13 protein-coding genes and 1 tRNA gene are annotated in these 16,966 nt (G+C 61.0%); 12 read left to right on the forward strand and 2 right to left on the reverse strand.

Annotated features, from left to right (window positions below; translation table 11 throughout):
- The first annotated feature begins 87 nt into the window (after positions 1-87).
- The 6 genes from AC1DK3_RS07470 (at position 88) to AC1DK3_RS07495 (ending at position 5,974) form a co-directional block, all read left to right on the forward strand.
- Positions 88-2,538, forward strand: coding sequence for a TonB-dependent receptor family protein (locus AC1DK3_RS07470; protein WP_477191609.1), 2,451 nt, complete (start codon positions 88-90; stop codon positions 2,536-2,538).
- 3 nt (positions 2,539-2,541) lie between these two features.
- The gene (locus AC1DK3_RS07475; RefSeq protein WP_477191610.1) at positions 2,542-3,762 is read left to right on the forward strand and encodes a sialidase family protein; all 1,221 of its coding nucleotides are present in this window, start codon (positions 2,542-2,544) and stop codon (positions 3,760-3,762) included.
- 10 nt (positions 3,763-3,772) lie between these two features.
- Positions 3,773-4,276, forward strand: a complete 504-nt coding sequence (locus AC1DK3_RS07480; RefSeq protein ID WP_477191611.1) for a TlpA family protein disulfide reductase — start codon at positions 3,773-3,775, stop codon at positions 4,274-4,276.
- A 268-nt stretch (positions 4,277-4,544) separates the two neighbouring features.
- On the forward strand, positions 4,545-4,799 hold the full coding sequence (locus AC1DK3_RS07485; protein ID WP_092866680.1) for a GlsB/YeaQ/YmgE family stress response membrane protein: 255 nt from the start codon (positions 4,545-4,547) through the stop codon (positions 4,797-4,799).
- A 199-nt stretch (positions 4,800-4,998) separates the two neighbouring features.
- On the forward strand, positions 4,999-5,787 hold the full coding sequence (locus tag AC1DK3_RS07490; protein WP_477191612.1) for a glycosyltransferase family 2 protein: 789 nt from the start codon (positions 4,999-5,001) through the stop codon (positions 5,785-5,787).
- Between the two features lie 110 nt (positions 5,788-5,897).
- Positions 5,898-5,974 (forward strand) — tRNA-Arg (locus AC1DK3_RS07495).
- Here the strand turns inward: AC1DK3_RS07495 and AC1DK3_RS07500 are convergent.
- Both AC1DK3_RS07500 and AC1DK3_RS07505 read right to left on the reverse strand, forming a co-directional pair.
- Positions 5,953-6,129 carry a hypothetical protein gene (locus tag AC1DK3_RS07500; protein WP_477191613.1) on the reverse strand — a complete coding sequence of 59 codons (177 nt, stop codon included), beginning with the start codon at positions 6,127-6,129 and terminating at the stop codon, positions 5,953-5,955. The two genes, AC1DK3_RS07495 and AC1DK3_RS07500, sit on opposite strands and share 22 nt — an antisense overlap.
- Positions 6,130-6,205: 76 nt before the next feature.
- Positions 6,206-8,245, reverse strand: coding sequence for a TonB-dependent receptor family protein (locus AC1DK3_RS07505; RefSeq protein WP_477191614.1), 2,040 nt, complete (start codon positions 8,243-8,245; stop codon positions 6,206-6,208).
- Between the two features lie 749 nt (positions 8,246-8,994).
- On the opposite strand from AC1DK3_RS07505, the gene AC1DK3_RS07510 reads away from it, so the two are divergent.
- The 6 genes from AC1DK3_RS07510 (at position 8,995) to AC1DK3_RS07535 (ending at position 16,966) form a co-directional block, all read left to right on the forward strand.
- Positions 8,995-9,483 carry a hypothetical protein gene (locus AC1DK3_RS07510; RefSeq protein ID WP_477191615.1) on the forward strand — a complete coding sequence of 163 codons (489 nt, stop codon included), beginning with the start codon at positions 8,995-8,997 and terminating at the stop codon, positions 9,481-9,483.
- 180 nt (positions 9,484-9,663) lie between these two features.
- Positions 9,664-10,917: a sarcosine oxidase subunit beta family protein gene (locus AC1DK3_RS07515; RefSeq protein ID WP_477191616.1), complete on the forward strand. Its 1,254-nt coding sequence runs from the start codon at positions 9,664-9,666 to the stop codon at positions 10,915-10,917.
- Positions 10,918-10,931: 14 nt separating this feature from the next.
- Positions 10,932-11,231 carry a sarcosine oxidase subunit delta gene (locus tag AC1DK3_RS07520; protein WP_477191617.1) on the forward strand — a complete coding sequence of 100 codons (300 nt, stop codon included), beginning with the start codon at positions 10,932-10,934 and terminating at the stop codon, positions 11,229-11,231.
- Positions 11,228-14,275, forward strand: a complete 3,048-nt coding sequence (locus AC1DK3_RS07525; protein ID WP_477191618.1) for a sarcosine oxidase subunit alpha family protein — start codon at positions 11,228-11,230, stop codon at positions 14,273-14,275. The genes AC1DK3_RS07520 and AC1DK3_RS07525 overlap by 4 nt, the downstream gene beginning before the upstream one ends.
- Positions 14,268-14,900, forward strand: coding sequence for a sarcosine oxidase subunit gamma (locus AC1DK3_RS07530; RefSeq protein WP_477191619.1), 633 nt, complete (start codon positions 14,268-14,270; stop codon positions 14,898-14,900). The genes AC1DK3_RS07525 and AC1DK3_RS07530 overlap by 8 nt, the downstream gene beginning before the upstream one ends.
- Positions 14,900-16,966 carry an oxidoreductase gene (locus AC1DK3_RS07535; protein WP_477191620.1) on the forward strand — a complete coding sequence of 689 codons (2,067 nt, stop codon included), beginning with the start codon at positions 14,900-14,902 and terminating at the stop codon, positions 16,964-16,966. Before AC1DK3_RS07530 ends, AC1DK3_RS07535 begins: the two co-directional genes overlap by 1 nt.

Here is a 16,966-nt window from a genome sequence, read left to right on the forward strand (position 1 = left end):
CCAAGCTCAGATCAGTTGGGAATTCTGCAAATGCAACTCTTCGCACCCCGTGCTCGGGCGACGCCTCGCCTAAAACGCATCGCCGTCATGTCTTCCGTGGCCGTATGTGCCATCAGCTTCAGCGAACACGTACGCGCCGATCATGACACGGATCCGCAAACAATCGATTTGCCGGACGTTACTGTGCATCAGGCCTCGCCTTCAGCCCGGCCGGCTGCTGCTGGAAAGCCGAAAGCGAAAACGGGACCCAAGCCGGCAACCGCCGCAGCAAAGCCGCCGAACGCTGCGAAGCCGCCGGCAAGCGCCACGTCCCCGCCAGCGATCGTCGCCGCATCGCCGCCGATTGCCGCGCAACCTCAACCCACTTCCGGAAATCCCGGAACGCCGTCTGCGGCAGTTGCAAGCGTGCCCGGCGCATCCGGCGCTGGCGCCCAAGCTGCCGCCGCCGTGGATATGAAACGCTTCGAAAGCGCGCCGGTATTCTCAGTCACCGACATTCTCCGCGAAGTCCCAGGTGTCTCGCTGAAACAAGGCAACGGCCCGCGCGACATGGGCATTTCGATCCGCGGATCGAACGCCAGGAACGGCTTCGGTATCCGCAATATCGTTATCCTGGACGACGGCTTTCCGGTCACGCAGCCCGACGGGCTTTCACGCAGCGACCTGATCGACCCGCACGCCTACGCCGGCGTCGACGTTTGGCGCGGACCATCCTCGGCGCTGTTCGGAAACTACGCGACCGGCGGCGCGATCAACTTCCGGACCTTTCCGGGCGGCGCCATAGACGGCGTCGAGTACGGCATCGACGTCGGCAGTTTCAATTACCTCAACAACTACGCGATCGGCGGCAAACGCGGAGCCAACTGGGAAGCGTCGGTCTTCACGAGCGATGTCCGCGGCGACGGCTACTTCGGCTACAGCGCCTTCGATACGCAAACCGTCAATGCGCTCATGACGTGGAAGCCGTCTGCGACCGACACGTTCACCTTCAAGTTCATCAACAACACGATTGAAACGGAACTGCCGTTCCGGATGTCGCTCAATCAGTTCAAGCAGAACCCATTACAGAAGGGCTGCGCGACCGCGGCAACGGCCGCCGCTGGATGCGCGACGAACAACTTCTCGGCGACGGGCTCCGGAACGTTCGTGAAACAAACCGCTGAGGAAGCCGGCGCGAACCGCGATGACCGTCGCACGATCGGCGGTTTCCGGTGGGAGCACGCCTTCGACGCAGCGACGACGGGGCAGGTGCAAGTCGTCGTCGACGACCGCAACATCAACCAGCCGACGGGAACGACGAGCGCGGTCGGCGATTATCTTTCCTATAATGTCTCCACGGGCCTCACCAATCGTTCCGTGTTTGCCGGACTGCCGACGCTTTCCTACCTCGGCGCTTATTGGAATTATCTGCCCGTCGACGGCAAAACCTACAACGTCGCGCCGGGCGGAAATGCAAGATTGGGTTTGCTCCAGTCCGAGACCACTGGCTCGACCACGAACTTCGGCGTCCGGGCGCGCGAGGAAGTACGCGTTGCGAACGACGTCGCCGTCATCGCAGGCGCCGCCATCGAGCGGACAACTCTCGACGGTGGGCAAACGAGCTTCAAGTATAACGCCAACGGCGATCTGACGAGCATGGCGATCTTGTCAGCCGAACGTCAGATGACGAACGTCGCGCCTGAAATCGGCGTCCTCTATACACCGTCGCGCGAATGGCAATGGCGTGCACGTGTCGGCACCGGTTACGGCACGCCTCAGTTCTCGAATCTGTTCGTCAATTCCGAAGGTCAGCCCGGCAACAACACGGATCTCAAATCGCAAAGGAACGTCGGCTTTGACGTGGGTGGAGACTGGACGCCAGCGCCCGGCATGACCTTTAGCGTAACCGGCTTCTACGAGTTCTTCCGAAATGAACTCGTTTCGCAGTCTGCCGGTCCTGGCACGCAGAATTTCACGTTTAACGCTCCGGCATCCGAGCATCGCGGCATCGAAGCCACTGCCGATATCGCACTGGGAGGCGGGGTACGCCTTACAGCCAGCTATCTCCTCAATGATCAAGTTTATACCGATTATACCGAGACGTTGACCGGCGTTCCGCCCAATTCGCCTCCGCAGACGCCGTCTCAGCTCATTCCTTACGACAGAGGCGGCAACAGAATTCCGGGTGTCTCTCCGAACGAGTTCACGACGCGCCTGAGCTACGATCTGGCGAGTGGACCATTCAAAGGCGTCGGTGCGTTTGCGGAATACGAATGGCACGACAGCTTCTTCATGGAGAACGCAAACGCCCTCAAAGCTCCCGGCTACCAGCTGGTCAATGTCAACGTTCACTACAAGACGGAATTCAGCAGCGGACCGGTGCGATCGCTGATGACTTACTTCGAGATCCGGAACCTATTCGACGAAACGTACATCTCATCTGCAAACAACGTCACCGATCGCGTTGGCGCGACAGCTGGCGATCTGGCTGATCTTTCAGGCTCGATCTACGCGGGCGCTCCGCGCACGTTCTTCACCGGCATGAAAGTGAGGTTTTGAGTCATGCGCGATCATTTTCGAATGACGATATTGCTGCTCGCAGCGATCATCCCCGGATCGGGTGCCGCGGTCGCACACGATGCGAACGCCCATCACGGCGCCCCCGCAGCTTGCCACACGACGGCGCTCGCATGCGCCAGCGTCGCGACGGGCGCTTTCGGCCCGGACGGAAAGTTATGGGTGACATGGGTCGCAGGCGGCCGTGTATCGGTTGGAAGTTCAGCCGATCTCGGCAAGACATTCACCGATCCGGTGACGCTGCCGAAAACCGATTTGCCGCTCGATGAGGGGCCCGACGCCCGTCCGAAGATCGCTATCGGACAAGCCGGCCGAGTGATCGTCACGTATGCGTCGCGCGATGAAAAATACAATGGTCACGCCTTCATCGTGCGATCGGGTGACGGCGGAAAGACGTTCTCGAACCCGCAGCCGATTACGTCGGGCTCTCCGAGCCAGCGCTTCGAGACGGCCGCGCTCGATCAGGATGGCAGCGCGTTCGTCGCCTGGATCGACAAGCGCAACGTGGCGAAAGCAAAGATGGATGGCAGACCCTACGCCGGAGCCGCGCTCGCCTTTGCATGGGATGATCGGCCCGGCGGAACGCTTCAAGCGGCAACGATCGCGCGTGATAATTCCTGCGAGTGCTGCCGCATCGCCGTCGCGTTCGCAGGGCCGGGAAGGCCAGTCGTTCTCTTTCGCAATATTTTCGACGGCGGCATTCGCGATCACGCCGTCATCACCTTTGCGGACCCAAAGACGCCAGGTCCGCTCTACCGGGTGAGCGACGACGATGCGAAGATCGACGCCTGTCCCCATCAAGGCCCGAGCCTCGCGATCGGCCCGGACGGCGTCTACCATGCGACGTGGTTTGCGCTCGGACGCAAATTGAAGGGCCTCTACTACGCCCAATCGAGCGACGGCGGAAAAACGTTTTCGGAGCCGATGCGCCTCGGCGATCCGAACGCGCAGACGTCGCGGCCGTACGTTCTGGCCACGCATGGCGTCGTCTATCTCGCCTACAAATCTTTCGACGGCGCTATGACGACAATAGATCTCATCACGTCGCACGATGCCGGAAAAACCTGGAGCGCGCCCCGCAGCGTAGCGATGACGCACGACGCGTCGGATCATCCGTTGCTGATAGCAAGTCCGGCGGGCGCGTACCTGTCGTGGCTGACGCTGCAGGATGGATATCGGCTCATCCCGTTGGAGCCCCAATCATGAGGCACAAGTCATGAGGCTTGCTTCGATACTCGTCGCGCTGTTCATCGCCGCGATGCCGATTGCCGGTTCAGCGGCGAGCCCGGAAACCGCTCCTCAAGCTGCCCGTCCGTTCGAGGCGGATAGCCTGAAGCAAATCCTCGACGCGCATCAGGGCCGTCCACTCATCGTCCACTTTTGGGGACTGACCTGCAGCAATTGCATGCCCGAGCTGAAGGACTGGGGCGCGTTCACGGGCGCCCACCCCGATGCCACGCTCGTTCTTGTGAATTGGGACCAACGCGGCGCGCGGCCGGCTGAAATCAGCCCCGCACTTCAGAAAGCAGGTCTCGGCTCAGTGTCGAGCTTCGCTCTCGGCAAGGGTTTTGAAGAAAAGCTGAGGTTCGCCGTCGGCCAGGACTGGATGGGTGAGCTACCCTACACGCGTCTCATCGCGGGCGATGGGTCCGTCACGGCGTTCTCCGGGCCGGCGGATTTCGAGCAACTCGAATCGTGGCTCGCGAAGCAATCGCAATAATCGGGCAACAGCGGTAAAGTGTTCCTGTCGTCGGCGGACGCGGCTGGCAGGCTGCGCGGTCGTTGGTTGTGGCTCCGGGGCATCAGATCCCACGGGAAAGCTCCGCACTTCCGAAGAAATCGCTGTCGCGCGATGACCTTCGGGACGTCGCCGGTTTTGCGCCAGTCGCGAGATAACGAGAGAAACTTGCCAGCAGACGTTTTGACGCGGATGATAATACCGTGTGGCGTATCGCGATTCGTGAGCGTGCTCACAGGGAGAAATAAAAATGGATCTCCAAGCACTGATCGTCTGGTTGATCATCGGCGCGATTGCCGGTTGGCTGGCTGGGCAAATAATGAGTGGCGGTGGCTTCGGCTTAGTCGGAGACATTATCGTCGGTATCATCGGAGCGTTCATCGCCGGCTGGCTATTCCCATATCTTGGGCTTCATCTAGGTGCCGGCATCATTGGTGAGATCATCGCTGCGGCCATCGGAGCGATCATTTTGCTGTTCGTCGCGCGATTGGTACGACGAGCGTAGCGGCGCGGATCTGATGAACGTTTAGACGGGCTGTCGGCGGCGACGGTGACGGCCCGTTATTGTTTCTGCGGTTCCTGACACGCTGTCGCATGTGCCACCATAATTACAACCTGTGCAAACATCGTATTGCGAAGTTGCATCTCGGCTTGAACGTGCGTACGGGTTGTGCGAATCGCGAGGCAGGGTGAGCGGCAGAGTGATGCCTAAGGTACCAATTTCCTGTTTCATCATTTCTAAGAACGAGGGCGACCGTATCGCCCAAACCATACGATCCGTGCGCCCATGGGCGAACGAAGTTGTCGTGATCGACAGCGAAAGCACGGACGATACGGTGAGCATCGCGCTCGCCGAAGGATGCAGGGTCATCACGCAGCCGTGGCTGGGGTTCGGTGCGCAAAAGCGCTTCGGCGAAGAGCAATGCCGCAATGACTGGGTCTTCAATATAGACGCCGACGAAGTCGTCACGCCGGAACTCGCGCGGGAAATCATCGCCACGTTCAAGAACGGCAACCCGAAATTCGTGGCTTACGGACTGCCGATAGATTTGGTGTATCCCGGGGCCGAGGCACCGCGGCCGTTGGCGCGAGATCATTGGTACGTGAGGCTCTACAACCGACGGTTCATCAGGTTCAGGAATTCGAACGTTCATGATGCTGTCGTGACCGACGGCGTCGAGGTGGGCGCGCTCAAATCCCCCATCTATCATTACTCGATGCGCTCTTTTGCCGATATGAAGCGCAAGCTCGACGAGCGTACGTGGCTCATGGTCAAAAATGCCGGAGCGACCTCTCAGGGCGTGCTCGCATCGCGTTTGGTTGTCGAGCTGCCGATGAATTTTTTCAAATATTACATCGTCAGGCGCCACTGGACCGGCGGTCTCGTGGGCCTGAGATACGCATCGATCCAGGCGGGCTTCAGATTTCTGAAAGTCTACCGCGTCTGGCGGTCGGACAAAACGAAGACATCGGCGCGGGGTGTGACAGCCTGAACGGCTGGAGCAACGAATTCACGCGCAAATTCCTCCGGCAGCAGCCGGGATCGGCGTGAAGAGGGGTCTTTCATCCGGCGGCCGTTTACGAGTATAGACTAGCCACCTTTGGCCCCGTAGCTCAGCTGGATAGAGCGCGAACCTTCTAAGTTCGATGTCGCAGGTTCAAATCCTGCCGGGGTCGCCACCCACTTCGGCAATTTTTATCCGCGACGTGAACGAGAAGACGACGGACCTGCTTCCCGCGACGCCGCCAACGGCGGTCGTCCTGTGCGACGCCCAGTGGATGCCAGCCACCACCGGGCTTTTCATGCCGAGCTTGGCCGCGGAGATAATGCGCATCGCGCTAAAAACTTCGGGCTCAAACTGGAGGTCCAGCGTTGAGCCCGAAATCAGGTCGTCAGACGTTTCGTCAGCGTCAGCCGTCGAACTTCAAAGTGAAGCCGCCCATGATGGTGCGTCCGAGGCCCGGCTTGATGCCGTCCGAGCGATCCGTGATGTAAAGCTCGTCCGTCAAGTTCTGGCCGGACACGAACAGCGTGAGCTGATCCGTGACCTTGAGGTTGGAGCGAGCAGACAGCAGCCAGACGTCTGGGATCTCGCCTCCGTCTTCGTAGGACATATTCAAAGCGTCCGTATGGAATGCGCCGCGATAGGTCCAGGTCAGGCTAGCGTCCCATCCGATGCGATGCTCCACGCCGACAGTGAGGTTGGCGAAGTGCCGGATCGATTCCGGTACGCTGTTTCCGGAAACGTTCTGCAGTTCGTCGTCGTCGTTCAGCCCTGAGCCCTTTTCGATCTCCGCGTCGGCGAACGTATAGGTCGCCTCACCGAAGACGTTCCACGGCCCGCCCGTGAAGGGCTTGCTGTCGAGCCTGGAGTAGAGTTCGAAGCCGCTGATCGAGACTTCGTCGAGCGACGTGAACACGCGGTCCCCGGCCTCGTTCTGGAACGCTTCACCGAACTGATAATTATCGATCCGGTTGTAGAAATACGCGGCATCAAGGGTCAAACCGCGGAACGCAGTCGTGCGAACACCGATTTCGAAGTTATCGCCGATCTCCTCCTTGGGAGCGAGGAAGGATTCAAGATCTTCGTTCGCGTCGCGGATGATGTGCGGGGTAAGACCACGGTGATAGCCGCCGTAGACTGTTGTCCGCGGTGCTGCCTCCCATGCGAAGCCGAGCATCGGCAGCACTTGGTCGTAGCTTTTGCTTCCCCTGATCCCCTCATCGAGATCGTTGAACTCGATCTCGTAGTTTTCCAGGCGCACGCCGGGCGTAACCGTGAACGTCGGCGTTACGTGGATCGCTGACTGGATGAAGGCTGCAAATGAACGCGCTTCGAGCTTTGTCGGATCGCCGTCGCGTTCGCCTCTTCTGTTGAAGTTGAGAGCCTCGCCAACCGAACCGATTCGGTTCTGATTGTTGAAGTACTGCTGCTCGTAGCGGATACCGGTTTGCACGTCGTGCCGCATGCCGCCGAACAGAGGCAAATTGGCGAACTCGACGCGTGAATCCGCCCCGTAGTTTTGATAACGGCGGTCACGGCCTTCCATCAGGATGTCGGCCCGCGTGTCGCCCTCAGCGTCTTCGCTGTTATAGAAGCGCGCGCGCTCGTGATCGCTCAGGAAGAAGCGAGACGAAACCGTCGTGTTCTTGTCGACGTAGTAGTTGTGCGCCACCTGAAGACGGTAGAAATCAGCATTGTAGTTGCTGAGATCGTGGCAGCACGGAGCCTCGAAGTTGCCCGCCGCCACGCCTCTGGTCTTGTTGTGGCCGAACCTGAAGAAGTCCGCGTACGAGCCGCCGAAGTTGTCTTCGTCGTAGGTATCGCGCTGACGGAAGTAGCCGCCTGAGATCGTGAGATCCTGGTTAGTGCCCCTGAATCCGATCGCACCGTAGAAGTCGTTGTAGCCGAGATCCTCGACATTCCACGAACCGCCGGCGTCAGCACCGGAGTACGAGGCGACGACGCCGACGTTTCCAAGATTCTGCCGCGTATGAATGTGGCGGTAGTTGTTGATGTCCCGGTCACTGCCTTCCGTCGTGCCGATCGCGCTTTTGATCACGGTCTCATTGGCGCCGAACGGAGAGAGATTGCGGAAGTTGATCACGCCGTGGTTGGTGAGTGGGCCGTAGTTGACGATCGGCCCGCGCATGACCTCAATGCTGTCGATACGCTCGAGCGGGGGCGTGTAGTGGGTGGACGAGTCGAGATAGGTCGCGAAGTTGATCGGCACCCCGTCCTCCATGACGAGGACCTTGCGCGAACGGCGGAAGGGAGAGCCGCGAACACCGATGCCGCTGTGGCGCGACATGCCGTCGTCCGTGACGGTTACGACGCCCGGCACGCTGGCCAGGGCTTCATGGGTTGTCAGCGGGCGCTGCCCTTCAATATCGCTGGCCGTCACCTGGGTGGCGGAGCCAGCGAAATCCGCCGGATTTTCCGGAAGCATCGCCTTGGCGTTGATAGGCGAAATCGCTCCGCTCTCGGCACGTGCCGCCGCCCCGCCGCTTGCTGCAGCGCCATAAGGCGAGTTTTCGAGGACTGTGCGTCCGGTGCGGCCGCAGCGGTCGGAGTGGGCGCCGGTTGGGGCGTCGCAGCCTGCACCGGTGCAGTCTTCTTCTTTGCCGTTGGAATCGGCGTTTTCTTTTGCTGAACAACCTCGACGTGCGGCAGTTCGGATTGGTTGGAAGGCTCGGCGGTTGTCTGCGCCCCCCCGGGCGACGCCATAAGTCCGACCGTACCGGCCATAACCGTAAGCTTCAGTTTCCTACGTTTCAAAATTCAGTCCCCTTCCCCGATTAACTCCTTATTGGTCCTGGATAAATCCCCCCGCGTCTGATGCCGGCGAAAGCCCAAGACATGCTGAGATATAAGATAACATTACAAAGTATCAACGCAGCTCGGCCGTCTGCACGCCACACGCGACATCACAATTGGTTGAATGCGCTGGGCACGGGGCGCGACGGTCTCGGGACCATCATCGTCGATGCTGCAGTCAATGCTGCCAGTAACGTGGACGCTTCGGGTTAGCAGCAGCGTCTCAAACGTCATTGGCGGGCGTGAAAACGCCGGCCATTTCCGCGGGCAGTTTTTGCGCCGCCTTTCGCGCCGCCCTTGACGCCAAGTGTCTTCGCAGCACAATTTTACTTTCGGCTTGGTGTTGCGATGCGGGCCGCCGGCGGGGGAGGGTGACTGTCCATGACGGTCAATGCAGAAGACGATTTCACCAAAAAAGTCGAGCGCGCCTATCAGGGCGAAGTCTACGGCGAAGCGCTCTACCGCGGCATTGCCGACGCGATGGATGATCCGGCCCGCGCCGAGAAATGGCGCGTCCTGACCGAACTCGAGGTGGTGACGAAGGCCCGTATGCGCGACCTCGTGGCCAAGCTCGGCGGCGACCCGCGCGAGAGCGACGCCTACCGTCAGAAGGGCGCCGATCACGTTCACAAATATGCCAGCATGCCGTGGACCGATTTCATGAAAGTCTTTAGCCGCGAGCTTGATCCGATCATCGAGCGCTATGCCGCCCTCGAAGAGCGATGCGCGCCGGAAGACATTGAGACATTGCGGTTCCTGACGGAGCATGAAGTCGTGACCAAGACCTTCTGCGACCTGGAATTAGCGGGAAGGTCCGATATTTCCATTGAACCGGCGCGCGAGCTGATCGCCAAGATGCGCGCGGCCTAGAACGGGCGGGCGTACTGAGGCCGCGGGCGTCCCGAAGCAACGGATCGAAACGTGTCGCAATTAGCAAAGTTTGCGTCTTCTGCGGCAGCACGGAAATTGCGCCCGCCGCCTAACTAACGCATGCATCTCGACAAATGGTGGCCTAGCACGCGCGTCGCGTGATGCCTGTGGGGAGTTTTGATGAGGAAAGATTACTCTTCCTGGTCGCTTTTCACGAAGGGCCTCAGGCACAACGAAGGCTGGGATCCGGCGTGGCGCAGCGCCGAGCCTAAGCCGTCTTACGACGTCGTCATCGTTGGTGCAGGCGGCCACGGACTGGCAACGGCCTATTACCTCGCGAAGGACCACGGCGTTCGCAACATTGCGGTCATCGAGAAGGGATATCTCGGCGGCGGCAACACCGCGCGCAACACGACGATCGTCCGTTCCAATTATCTTTGGGACGAAGCGGCCCTTCTCTACGAGCACGCGCTGAAGCTTTGGGAAGGCCTGACCGAAGACCTGAACTTCAACGTCATGTTCAGCCAGCGGGGCGTGTTCAACCTCGGACATACGCTGCAGGACATGCGCGATATCGAACGCCGCGTGAATGCCAACAACCTCGACGGCATCGACGCACTGGTGCTCGACACCGCCGAGGTGAAGCGCCGTATCCCGATCCTCAATACATCGAAGTCGGCGCGATATCCGGTCCTCGGCGCAAGCTTTCAACCGCGCGGCGGCGTCGCTCGCCATGACGCGGTTGCATGGGGCTTTGCGCGCGCGGCCAGCAAATACGGTGTCGATATCATCGAAAATTGCGAAGTCACCGGCATGGATATCGCGAACGGCCGCATCGCGGGGCTTGAGACGACGCGCGGCACGATCAGAAGCGAGCGCGTCGGCTGTGTTGCGTCAGGCCACTCGTCCGTCCTCGCAAAAATGGCGGGCATTCGCATGCCGATCGAGAGCCATCCCCTCCAAGCATTCGTATCGGAATCGATGAAGCCCGTCCTCGATACCGTCGTCATGTCGAATGCGGTGCACGGCTATGCGAGCCAGTCGGACAAGGGCGAACTCGTCATCGGTGCGGGCATCGATCACTACACGAGCTATACGCAGCGCGGCAGCCCGCACATCATCGAGCATACGGCCGCCGCGATCATCGAGCTCTTCCCGATGTTTTCGCGCGTGCGCATGAACCGCCAATGGGGCGGCATCGTCGATACGACACCCGACGCGTGTCCGATCATCAGCAAGACCAAAGTGAAGGGCCTTTACTTCAACTGCGGTTGGGGAACGGGCGGCTTCAAAGCAACGCCGGGATCGGGAAATGTCTTCGCCCATACGATTGCGCGCGACGAGCCGCATCCGCTCAACCGCGCATTCGATCTCGCACGCTTCTCGACAGGGCATCTTATCGATGAGCACGGCGCAGCCGGCGTCGCTCACTAATTCAGGACCGCACGATGTTTGTGTTGTTTTGCCCGCACTGCGGCGAAAAACGTGAAGAGGAAGAATTCGGATACGGCGGCGAGGCGTTCATTCCGCGTCCCGCAATTCCCGAAACGCTCGATGACGAAGCTTGGGGCGACTATCTCTTCATGCGCAAAAATCCCAAGGGCTGGCATTGGGAAATGTGGTCGCACAACACGGGCTGCCGCAAGTTTTTCGTCGTGAAGCGCAACACCGCGACGAATGCCATTGCCGGATCGTGGACGCTGGCCGACGGCCGCAAGGCCTATGATGCGGAGGGCGGCTCGACGTGACCAGTTATCGGGTCCGCCGCCCTGGCGCGCGGGTAGATTTCGACAAGCCGCTGACGTTCTCCTTCGATGGCCAGAACTACGATGGCTTTGCTGGCGATACGCTAGCCTCGGCGCTGCTCGCGAATGGCACGCGAATGCTTGCCCGCAGTTTCAAGTACGGCCGCCCGCGCGGCATCGTCGGGAGCGGCCCCGAAGAGCCGAACGCGCTGATGCAGATCGAAACCGGCGCGCATACGATACCCAATCTCAAGGCGACGCAGGTCGAGCTTTACGACGGGCTCGTCGCGCGCCGGACGACAGGCTGGCCGTCACTGGAATTCGATCTGAAGAGCATCGGCGGACTGTTTTCGCGGTTCATGCCGGCGGGCTTCTATTACAAGACGTTTCAAAACCAGAAACTCTGGCCGAAGTTCGAGCACATCATCAGGCAGGCCGCGGGCTATGGCAGCGCGCCTTCGGACCCGGACCCGGAAACGTACGATCATAGCCATCGGCACGCGCAAGTGCTCGTCGTCGGCGGAGGTGCGTCTGGATTGCTCGCGGCGCTGCTGGCAGGACGCGCCGGGCTGAAGGTCGTGCTTCTCGACGAGCAGAACGAATGCGGAGGCTGGCTCCTGTCGTCGCCGCAAAGCGTCATCGGCGGGGAACAGGCAAGTGCTTGGCTGAAGTCTGCGGTCGGCGAACTGCAAAGCCTGCCGAACGTGCAGGTGCTGACGCGCACGAGCGCCTTCGCGCTCCACGACATGAATTTGGTGCTCGCCGTCGAGCAGCTTCAGGATCATCTGCCGTTAGCCGAGCGCGTCGCCCATCAACCGCGCCAGAGACTGCATCGCATCCGAGCTGAGCGTGTCGTATTGGCGACGGGCGCGATCGAGCGGCCGCTGGTGTTCGGCAACAACGATATTCCGGGCATCATGACGGCGTCGGCGCTGACGACATACCTCAATCGCTACGGGGTTGCCGTCGGCAAACGCGTTCTTCTGCAAACGAGCAACGATCACGTCTATCAGGGCGCGTCCGATCTTGCGCGCGCCGGCTGCGAAGTCGTGCTTGCCGATACGCGCACGCGCATAAATCCCGCCTGGGAGAAACGTGTGCGTGCCGCCGGCGTTGATGTCAGAACAGGCTACGGCATCGCCTTTGCGCGGGGAGGGCGCGCGGTCACCGGCGCGCAGCTGGTAAAGCTCGACGCCAAACGAAATGCCGTTGTCGGCAGCGGCCCGTCAATCGACTGCGATGCGTTGGGAAGTTCGGGCGGCTTATCGCCAACGGTCCATCTCTACTGCCATGACGGCGGCCGGCCCCATTGGGACGAAGAGAGATTGGCCTTCGTCGTGCCAGAAGCGGGCCGCGCGAAATCGGGCATCTACGGCGTTGGCGCGGTGACCGGCGAATTCGGCTTGCATCACGCGCTCGAGCAGACTGCGCGCGTGATGCGCGATCTGCTGTCATCGCTCGGCAAGTCCGCACCCGCGTCGCCGGTCAATCTGAGCACCGATGAACCGGATGCGATTCCGGCGCGGCGCATCTTCCGAGTACCGGACGGACGAGCCGAGGGGCACGGCAAGAAAGCCTTCGTCGACTTCCAGAACGACGTCTCGGCCAGCGACATACATTTAGCGGTGCGCGAGAACTATCGATCGATCGAACATATCAAGCGATATACGGCGCTCGGGTTCGGGACGGATCAAGGCAAGCTCTCCAACGTCAACGGCTTCGCCATCGCAGCCGATGTTCTTGGCAAGAGCATCCCCGAGGTCGGGACAACCACGTATCGACCTGCTTATTCGCCCGTCACGTTCGGCACGCTCGCAGGCGCTCACGCAGGCGATACCTTCGAGCCGCGGCGCTATTCGCCAATGCATGCAGCTCACGATGCGCGCGGGGCTGAGTTCGAGCCGGTCGGCCAATGGTTGCGCCCCTGGTATTTTCCAAAGACGGGCGAAGACTTGCACACGGCGGTGCGCCGTGAATGCCTCGCAGCGCGGCGAGGGGTCGGCATCATGGATGCCTCCACGCTCGGCAAGATCGACCTTCGCGGCAAGGACGTTCGCGAATTCCTCAACCGTGTCTACGCCAACGCCTGGACTCAGCTTGCGCCCGGCAAATGCCGTTACGGCCTGATGCTCGATGAGAACGGCATGGTGATGGACGACGGCGTGACCGCGTGCGTTGCCGACAACCACTTCCTCATGACGACGACGACGGGCGGCGCCGCGCGCGTTATGACGTGGCTCGAGAAATGGCATCAGACTGAATGGCCCGATCTCGACGTCTACATGACGTCGGTTACGGATCACTGGGCGACCGCTGCCGCCGTCGGACCGAAGAGCCGGCAAGTTCTGGCGAAAATCTGCAGCGACATCGACCTGTCGCCGTCGGCTTTCAAATTCATGGATTGGCGCGAGGGAACCGTCGCCGGCGTTCCCGCGCGCGTGTTCCGCATCAGCTTTTCGGGCGAACTGGCGTTCGAGGTCAACGTCGACGCAAATTACGGCCATCACGTTTGGGAAGCGCTGATGGACGCGGGTCGCGAGTTCGATATCACGCCCTACGGCACCGAGACGATGCACGTCCTGCGCGCCGAGAAAGGCTTCATCATCGTCGGCCAGGACACGGACGGATCGATGACGCCGCTCGATCTCGACATGGCGTGGGCCGTCGGCATGAAGAAGCCATTCAGCTTCATCGGCAAACGTTCGTTCGCGCGCAGCGATACGGCGGGCCCCAACCGCAAGCAGCTCGTCGGTCTCCTGACGGACGATCCGCAAATCGTGCTCGCCGAAGGCGCTCAAATCATCGAGCGCGCCGATGTCGCGCCACCGGCCGCGATGCTCGGCCACGTCACGTCGAGCTACTACAGTCCCGAACTCGGCCGCTCGATTGCGATGGCCGTCGTCCGCGACGGCATCGCGCGAAGAAGCGAGGACGGACGCAAATCCGGACGAGACCTGCTCTACGCATACGCCGGCGGCAAAACGCACAAGGTGACGGTCGTCTCTCCTGTTTTCGTCGACCCGAAAGGAGATCGGCAGAATGTCTGAGCCAACCATGCGGTCGCCGCTCCATTCGTTCGGTCTGGGAGAGGAGGCAAAGCCCATCGACGGCAGCTGCGGCGTCTGGGCGAACGAGATGCCATATCTCGGCTACATCAGTCTTCGCGGCAACGGTGTCGATCCCGCATTCCTCGCCGCTGCATCGACATCGCTCGGCGTTTCGCTTCCGCTCCTGCCATGCACGCTCGCTTCATCGAACGGGAAAACGATTTTGTGGCTCTCACCGGACGAGTGGATGATCGTCTGTCCGCGCGCTCAATTGTCCGCGCTGCAGGGAAGTCTGCGTCAAGCTCTGACGGACGTGCGCAGCCAGGTCGTCGATAACTCCGGCGGCTACACCCAAGTCATCCTCGAAGGTCGGAACGCCGTCGACGTTCTGCAGCACGTCAGCGTCTATGACTTCGCAAGCCTGGAACCGGGACGCGTCGTCGGCACGACATTCGGCAAGTCGTCGGTCTATGCATTTCGCCACGGCGATGGTTACCGCCTGGTGATCCGGCGCAGCTTCGCCGACTACATTTGGCGCTCTCTCGTCCGCGCTGCAACGCCCTACGGATTGGGCATCGCCGATCTCGCGAACAGCCGTTTCACTGAAGAGGGAGCGCCCGCATAATGCGCTACCCTTCGATCTTCACGCCGATCAAGCTCAACCAATTGACGCTGCCGAACCGCATCTACTCGACAGCGCACGCCGAGGTCTATGCGGAAGCCGGAGGCATGCCGGGCGACCGCTACATTCGCTATTACGAAGAGAAGGCCAAGGGCGGCCTTGGCATGGCGATCTGCGGCGGGTCGAGCCCTGTGTCGATCGACGTTCCACAAGGCTCGTGGCGGCCCGTCAATTTGACGACCGATCGCGTCATCGAACCGATGGCGCGGCTCGCGGAAGCGGTCCATCGCCACGGCATGAAGATCATGATCCAGGCGACGCATATGGGTCGCCGTTCGGCTTATGCCGGCGATCCATGGCCGCATCTCGTTTCGCCGTCAGGCGTGCGCGAGTTTGTGCACCGAGGCAATGCCAAGGCCATCGAAATCGAAGACATCCGTCGCATCATCGGCGATTTCGCGGCAGCCGCGAAGCGCGTGCAAACATCGGGTTTCGATGGCATCGAGATCTCGGCCGCCCATCAACAGTTGATCGACCAATTCTGGTCTCCGCGCTCAAACATGCGCACGGACGAATGGGGCGGCAGCCTTGAGAACCGCCTGCGGTTCGGCTTGGAGGTGCTGACCGCCGTGCGCGAAGCCGTCGGCCGCGATTTCTGCGTCGGCCTCCGGATGTGCGCCGACGAGTTCCATGAGGACGGACTTGATCACGAAGTCCTCAAGGAGATCGCACAGCGCATGTCCGAAACGGGCATGATCGATTTCATCAGCGTGATCGGTTCAGGTGCGGATACGCATAACACGCTGGCGAATTGCATGCCGCCGATGGCGTTGCCGCCCGAGCCGTTCGTGCATCTTGCGGCCGGAATCAAGTCCGTCGTGGACGTGCCCATCCTGCATGCCCAAGGCATCCGAGATATCACGCAGGCGGAGCGCATCCTCGCGAACGGCCTCGTCGATATGGTCGGCATGACCCGCGCGCACATTGCCGATCCGCATATCATGAAGAAGGTGCGCGAAGGACGCGAGGAACAGATCCGCCAATGCGTCGGCGCCAACTATTGCATCGACCGGATGTATTCTGGCTCCGATACGCTATGCATACAAAACGCTGCGACCTCGCGCGAAGCAACGATGCCGCACGTCATTACACCGGCCAAAGGCGCGAGGAAAAGGCGCGTGGTGGTCGTCGGCGGTGGTCCGGCAGGGCTCGAGGCCGCGCGCGTATCGCGATCACGCGGCCATGACGTCGTTTTGTTCGAGCGCAATTCGGCGGTCGGTGGACAGATCAATCTCGCAGCGAAGGCGCCGCAACGCGAGCAGATGGCCGGCATCGTCCGCTGGTTCGATCTCGAAACGAAACGCCTGGGCGTCGACCGGCGACTGGATACGGAAGCGACGCCCGAGATGGTTCTGAGCGAGCAGCCCGACATCGTCGTCCTCGCGACGGGCGGCCGAAGCTTCACGGATCAAGTCGCGAACTGGGGCGCGAAAGACGGGTTATCCGTCAGCTCCTGGGACATCCTTTCGGAGAAAGTCGCGCCCGCCGAGAACGTGCTCATTTACGACGGCATCAGCGCGCATGCGGGGTTCGGCACCGCGGATTTCCTCGCAAGCCGCGGCGCAACCGTCGAGATCGTAACGCCGGATGCGAAGGTTTCCGATGACGTCGGCGGCACGACGTTCCCGATCTTCTACCGGCGCCTCTATGCGCAAGGCATCATTCCGACACCTAATTTCTGGCTGGATCGCGTCTACGCGGAAGGCAACAAGAAGGTCGCCGTGCTCCGCAACGAATATACCGACGAGCTTGAAGAGCGCGTCGTCGATCAGGTCGTCATCGAAAACGGCATCACGCCGAATACAGAGCTTTACGTATCGCTGAAGGACCGCTCTCTCAATCGCGGCCAGATGGATCTCGCATCGCTGTATGCCGCCGAGCCGCAACCCGCGCTCCAGGAAGCAACGGACGGCGAGCGCTTCCTTCTGTTTCGCGTCGGCGATTGCGTTTCGATGCACAACATTCACGCCGCCATCTACGACTCACTCCGGCTGTGTAAGGATTTCTGA

Source organism: Hyphomicrobium sp. 01T421 (assembly GCF_056398805.1).

Coding starts and splice junctions, on each gene's coding strand:
- AC1DK3_RS07470 (WP_477191609.1), top strand. CDS start 88: ATGTCTTCCGTGGCCGTATGTGCCATCAGCTTCAGCGAACACGTACGC.
- AC1DK3_RS07475 (WP_477191610.1), top strand. CDS start 2,542: ATGCGCGATCATTTTCGAATGACGATATTGCTGCTCGCAGCGATCATC.
- AC1DK3_RS07480 (WP_477191611.1), top strand. CDS start 3,773: ATGAGGCTTGCTTCGATACTCGTCGCGCTGTTCATCGCCGCGATGCCG.
- AC1DK3_RS07485 (WP_092866680.1), top strand. CDS start 4,545: ATGGATCTCCAAGCACTGATCGTCTGGTTGATCATCGGCGCGATTGCC.
- AC1DK3_RS07490 (WP_477191612.1), top strand. CDS start 4,999: ATGCCTAAGGTACCAATTTCCTGTTTCATCATTTCTAAGAACGAGGGC.
- AC1DK3_RS07500 (WP_477191613.1), bottom strand. CDS start 6,129: ATGCGCATTATCTCCGCGGCCAAGCTCGGCATGAAAAGCCCGGTGGTG.
- AC1DK3_RS07505 (WP_477191614.1), bottom strand. CDS start 8,245: ATGCTTCCGGAAAATCCGGCGGATTTCGCTGGCTCCGCCACCCAGGTG.
- AC1DK3_RS07510 (WP_477191615.1), top strand. CDS start 8,995: ATGACGGTCAATGCAGAAGACGATTTCACCAAAAAAGTCGAGCGCGCC.
- AC1DK3_RS07515 (WP_477191616.1), top strand. CDS start 9,664: ATGAGGAAAGATTACTCTTCCTGGTCGCTTTTCACGAAGGGCCTCAGG.
- AC1DK3_RS07520 (WP_477191617.1), top strand. CDS start 10,932: ATGTTTGTGTTGTTTTGCCCGCACTGCGGCGAAAAACGTGAAGAGGAA.
- AC1DK3_RS07530 (WP_477191619.1), top strand. CDS start 14,268: ATGTCTGAGCCAACCATGCGGTCGCCGCTCCATTCGTTCGGTCTGGGA.
- AC1DK3_RS07535 (WP_477191620.1), top strand. CDS start 14,900: ATGCGCTACCCTTCGATCTTCACGCCGATCAAGCTCAACCAATTGACG.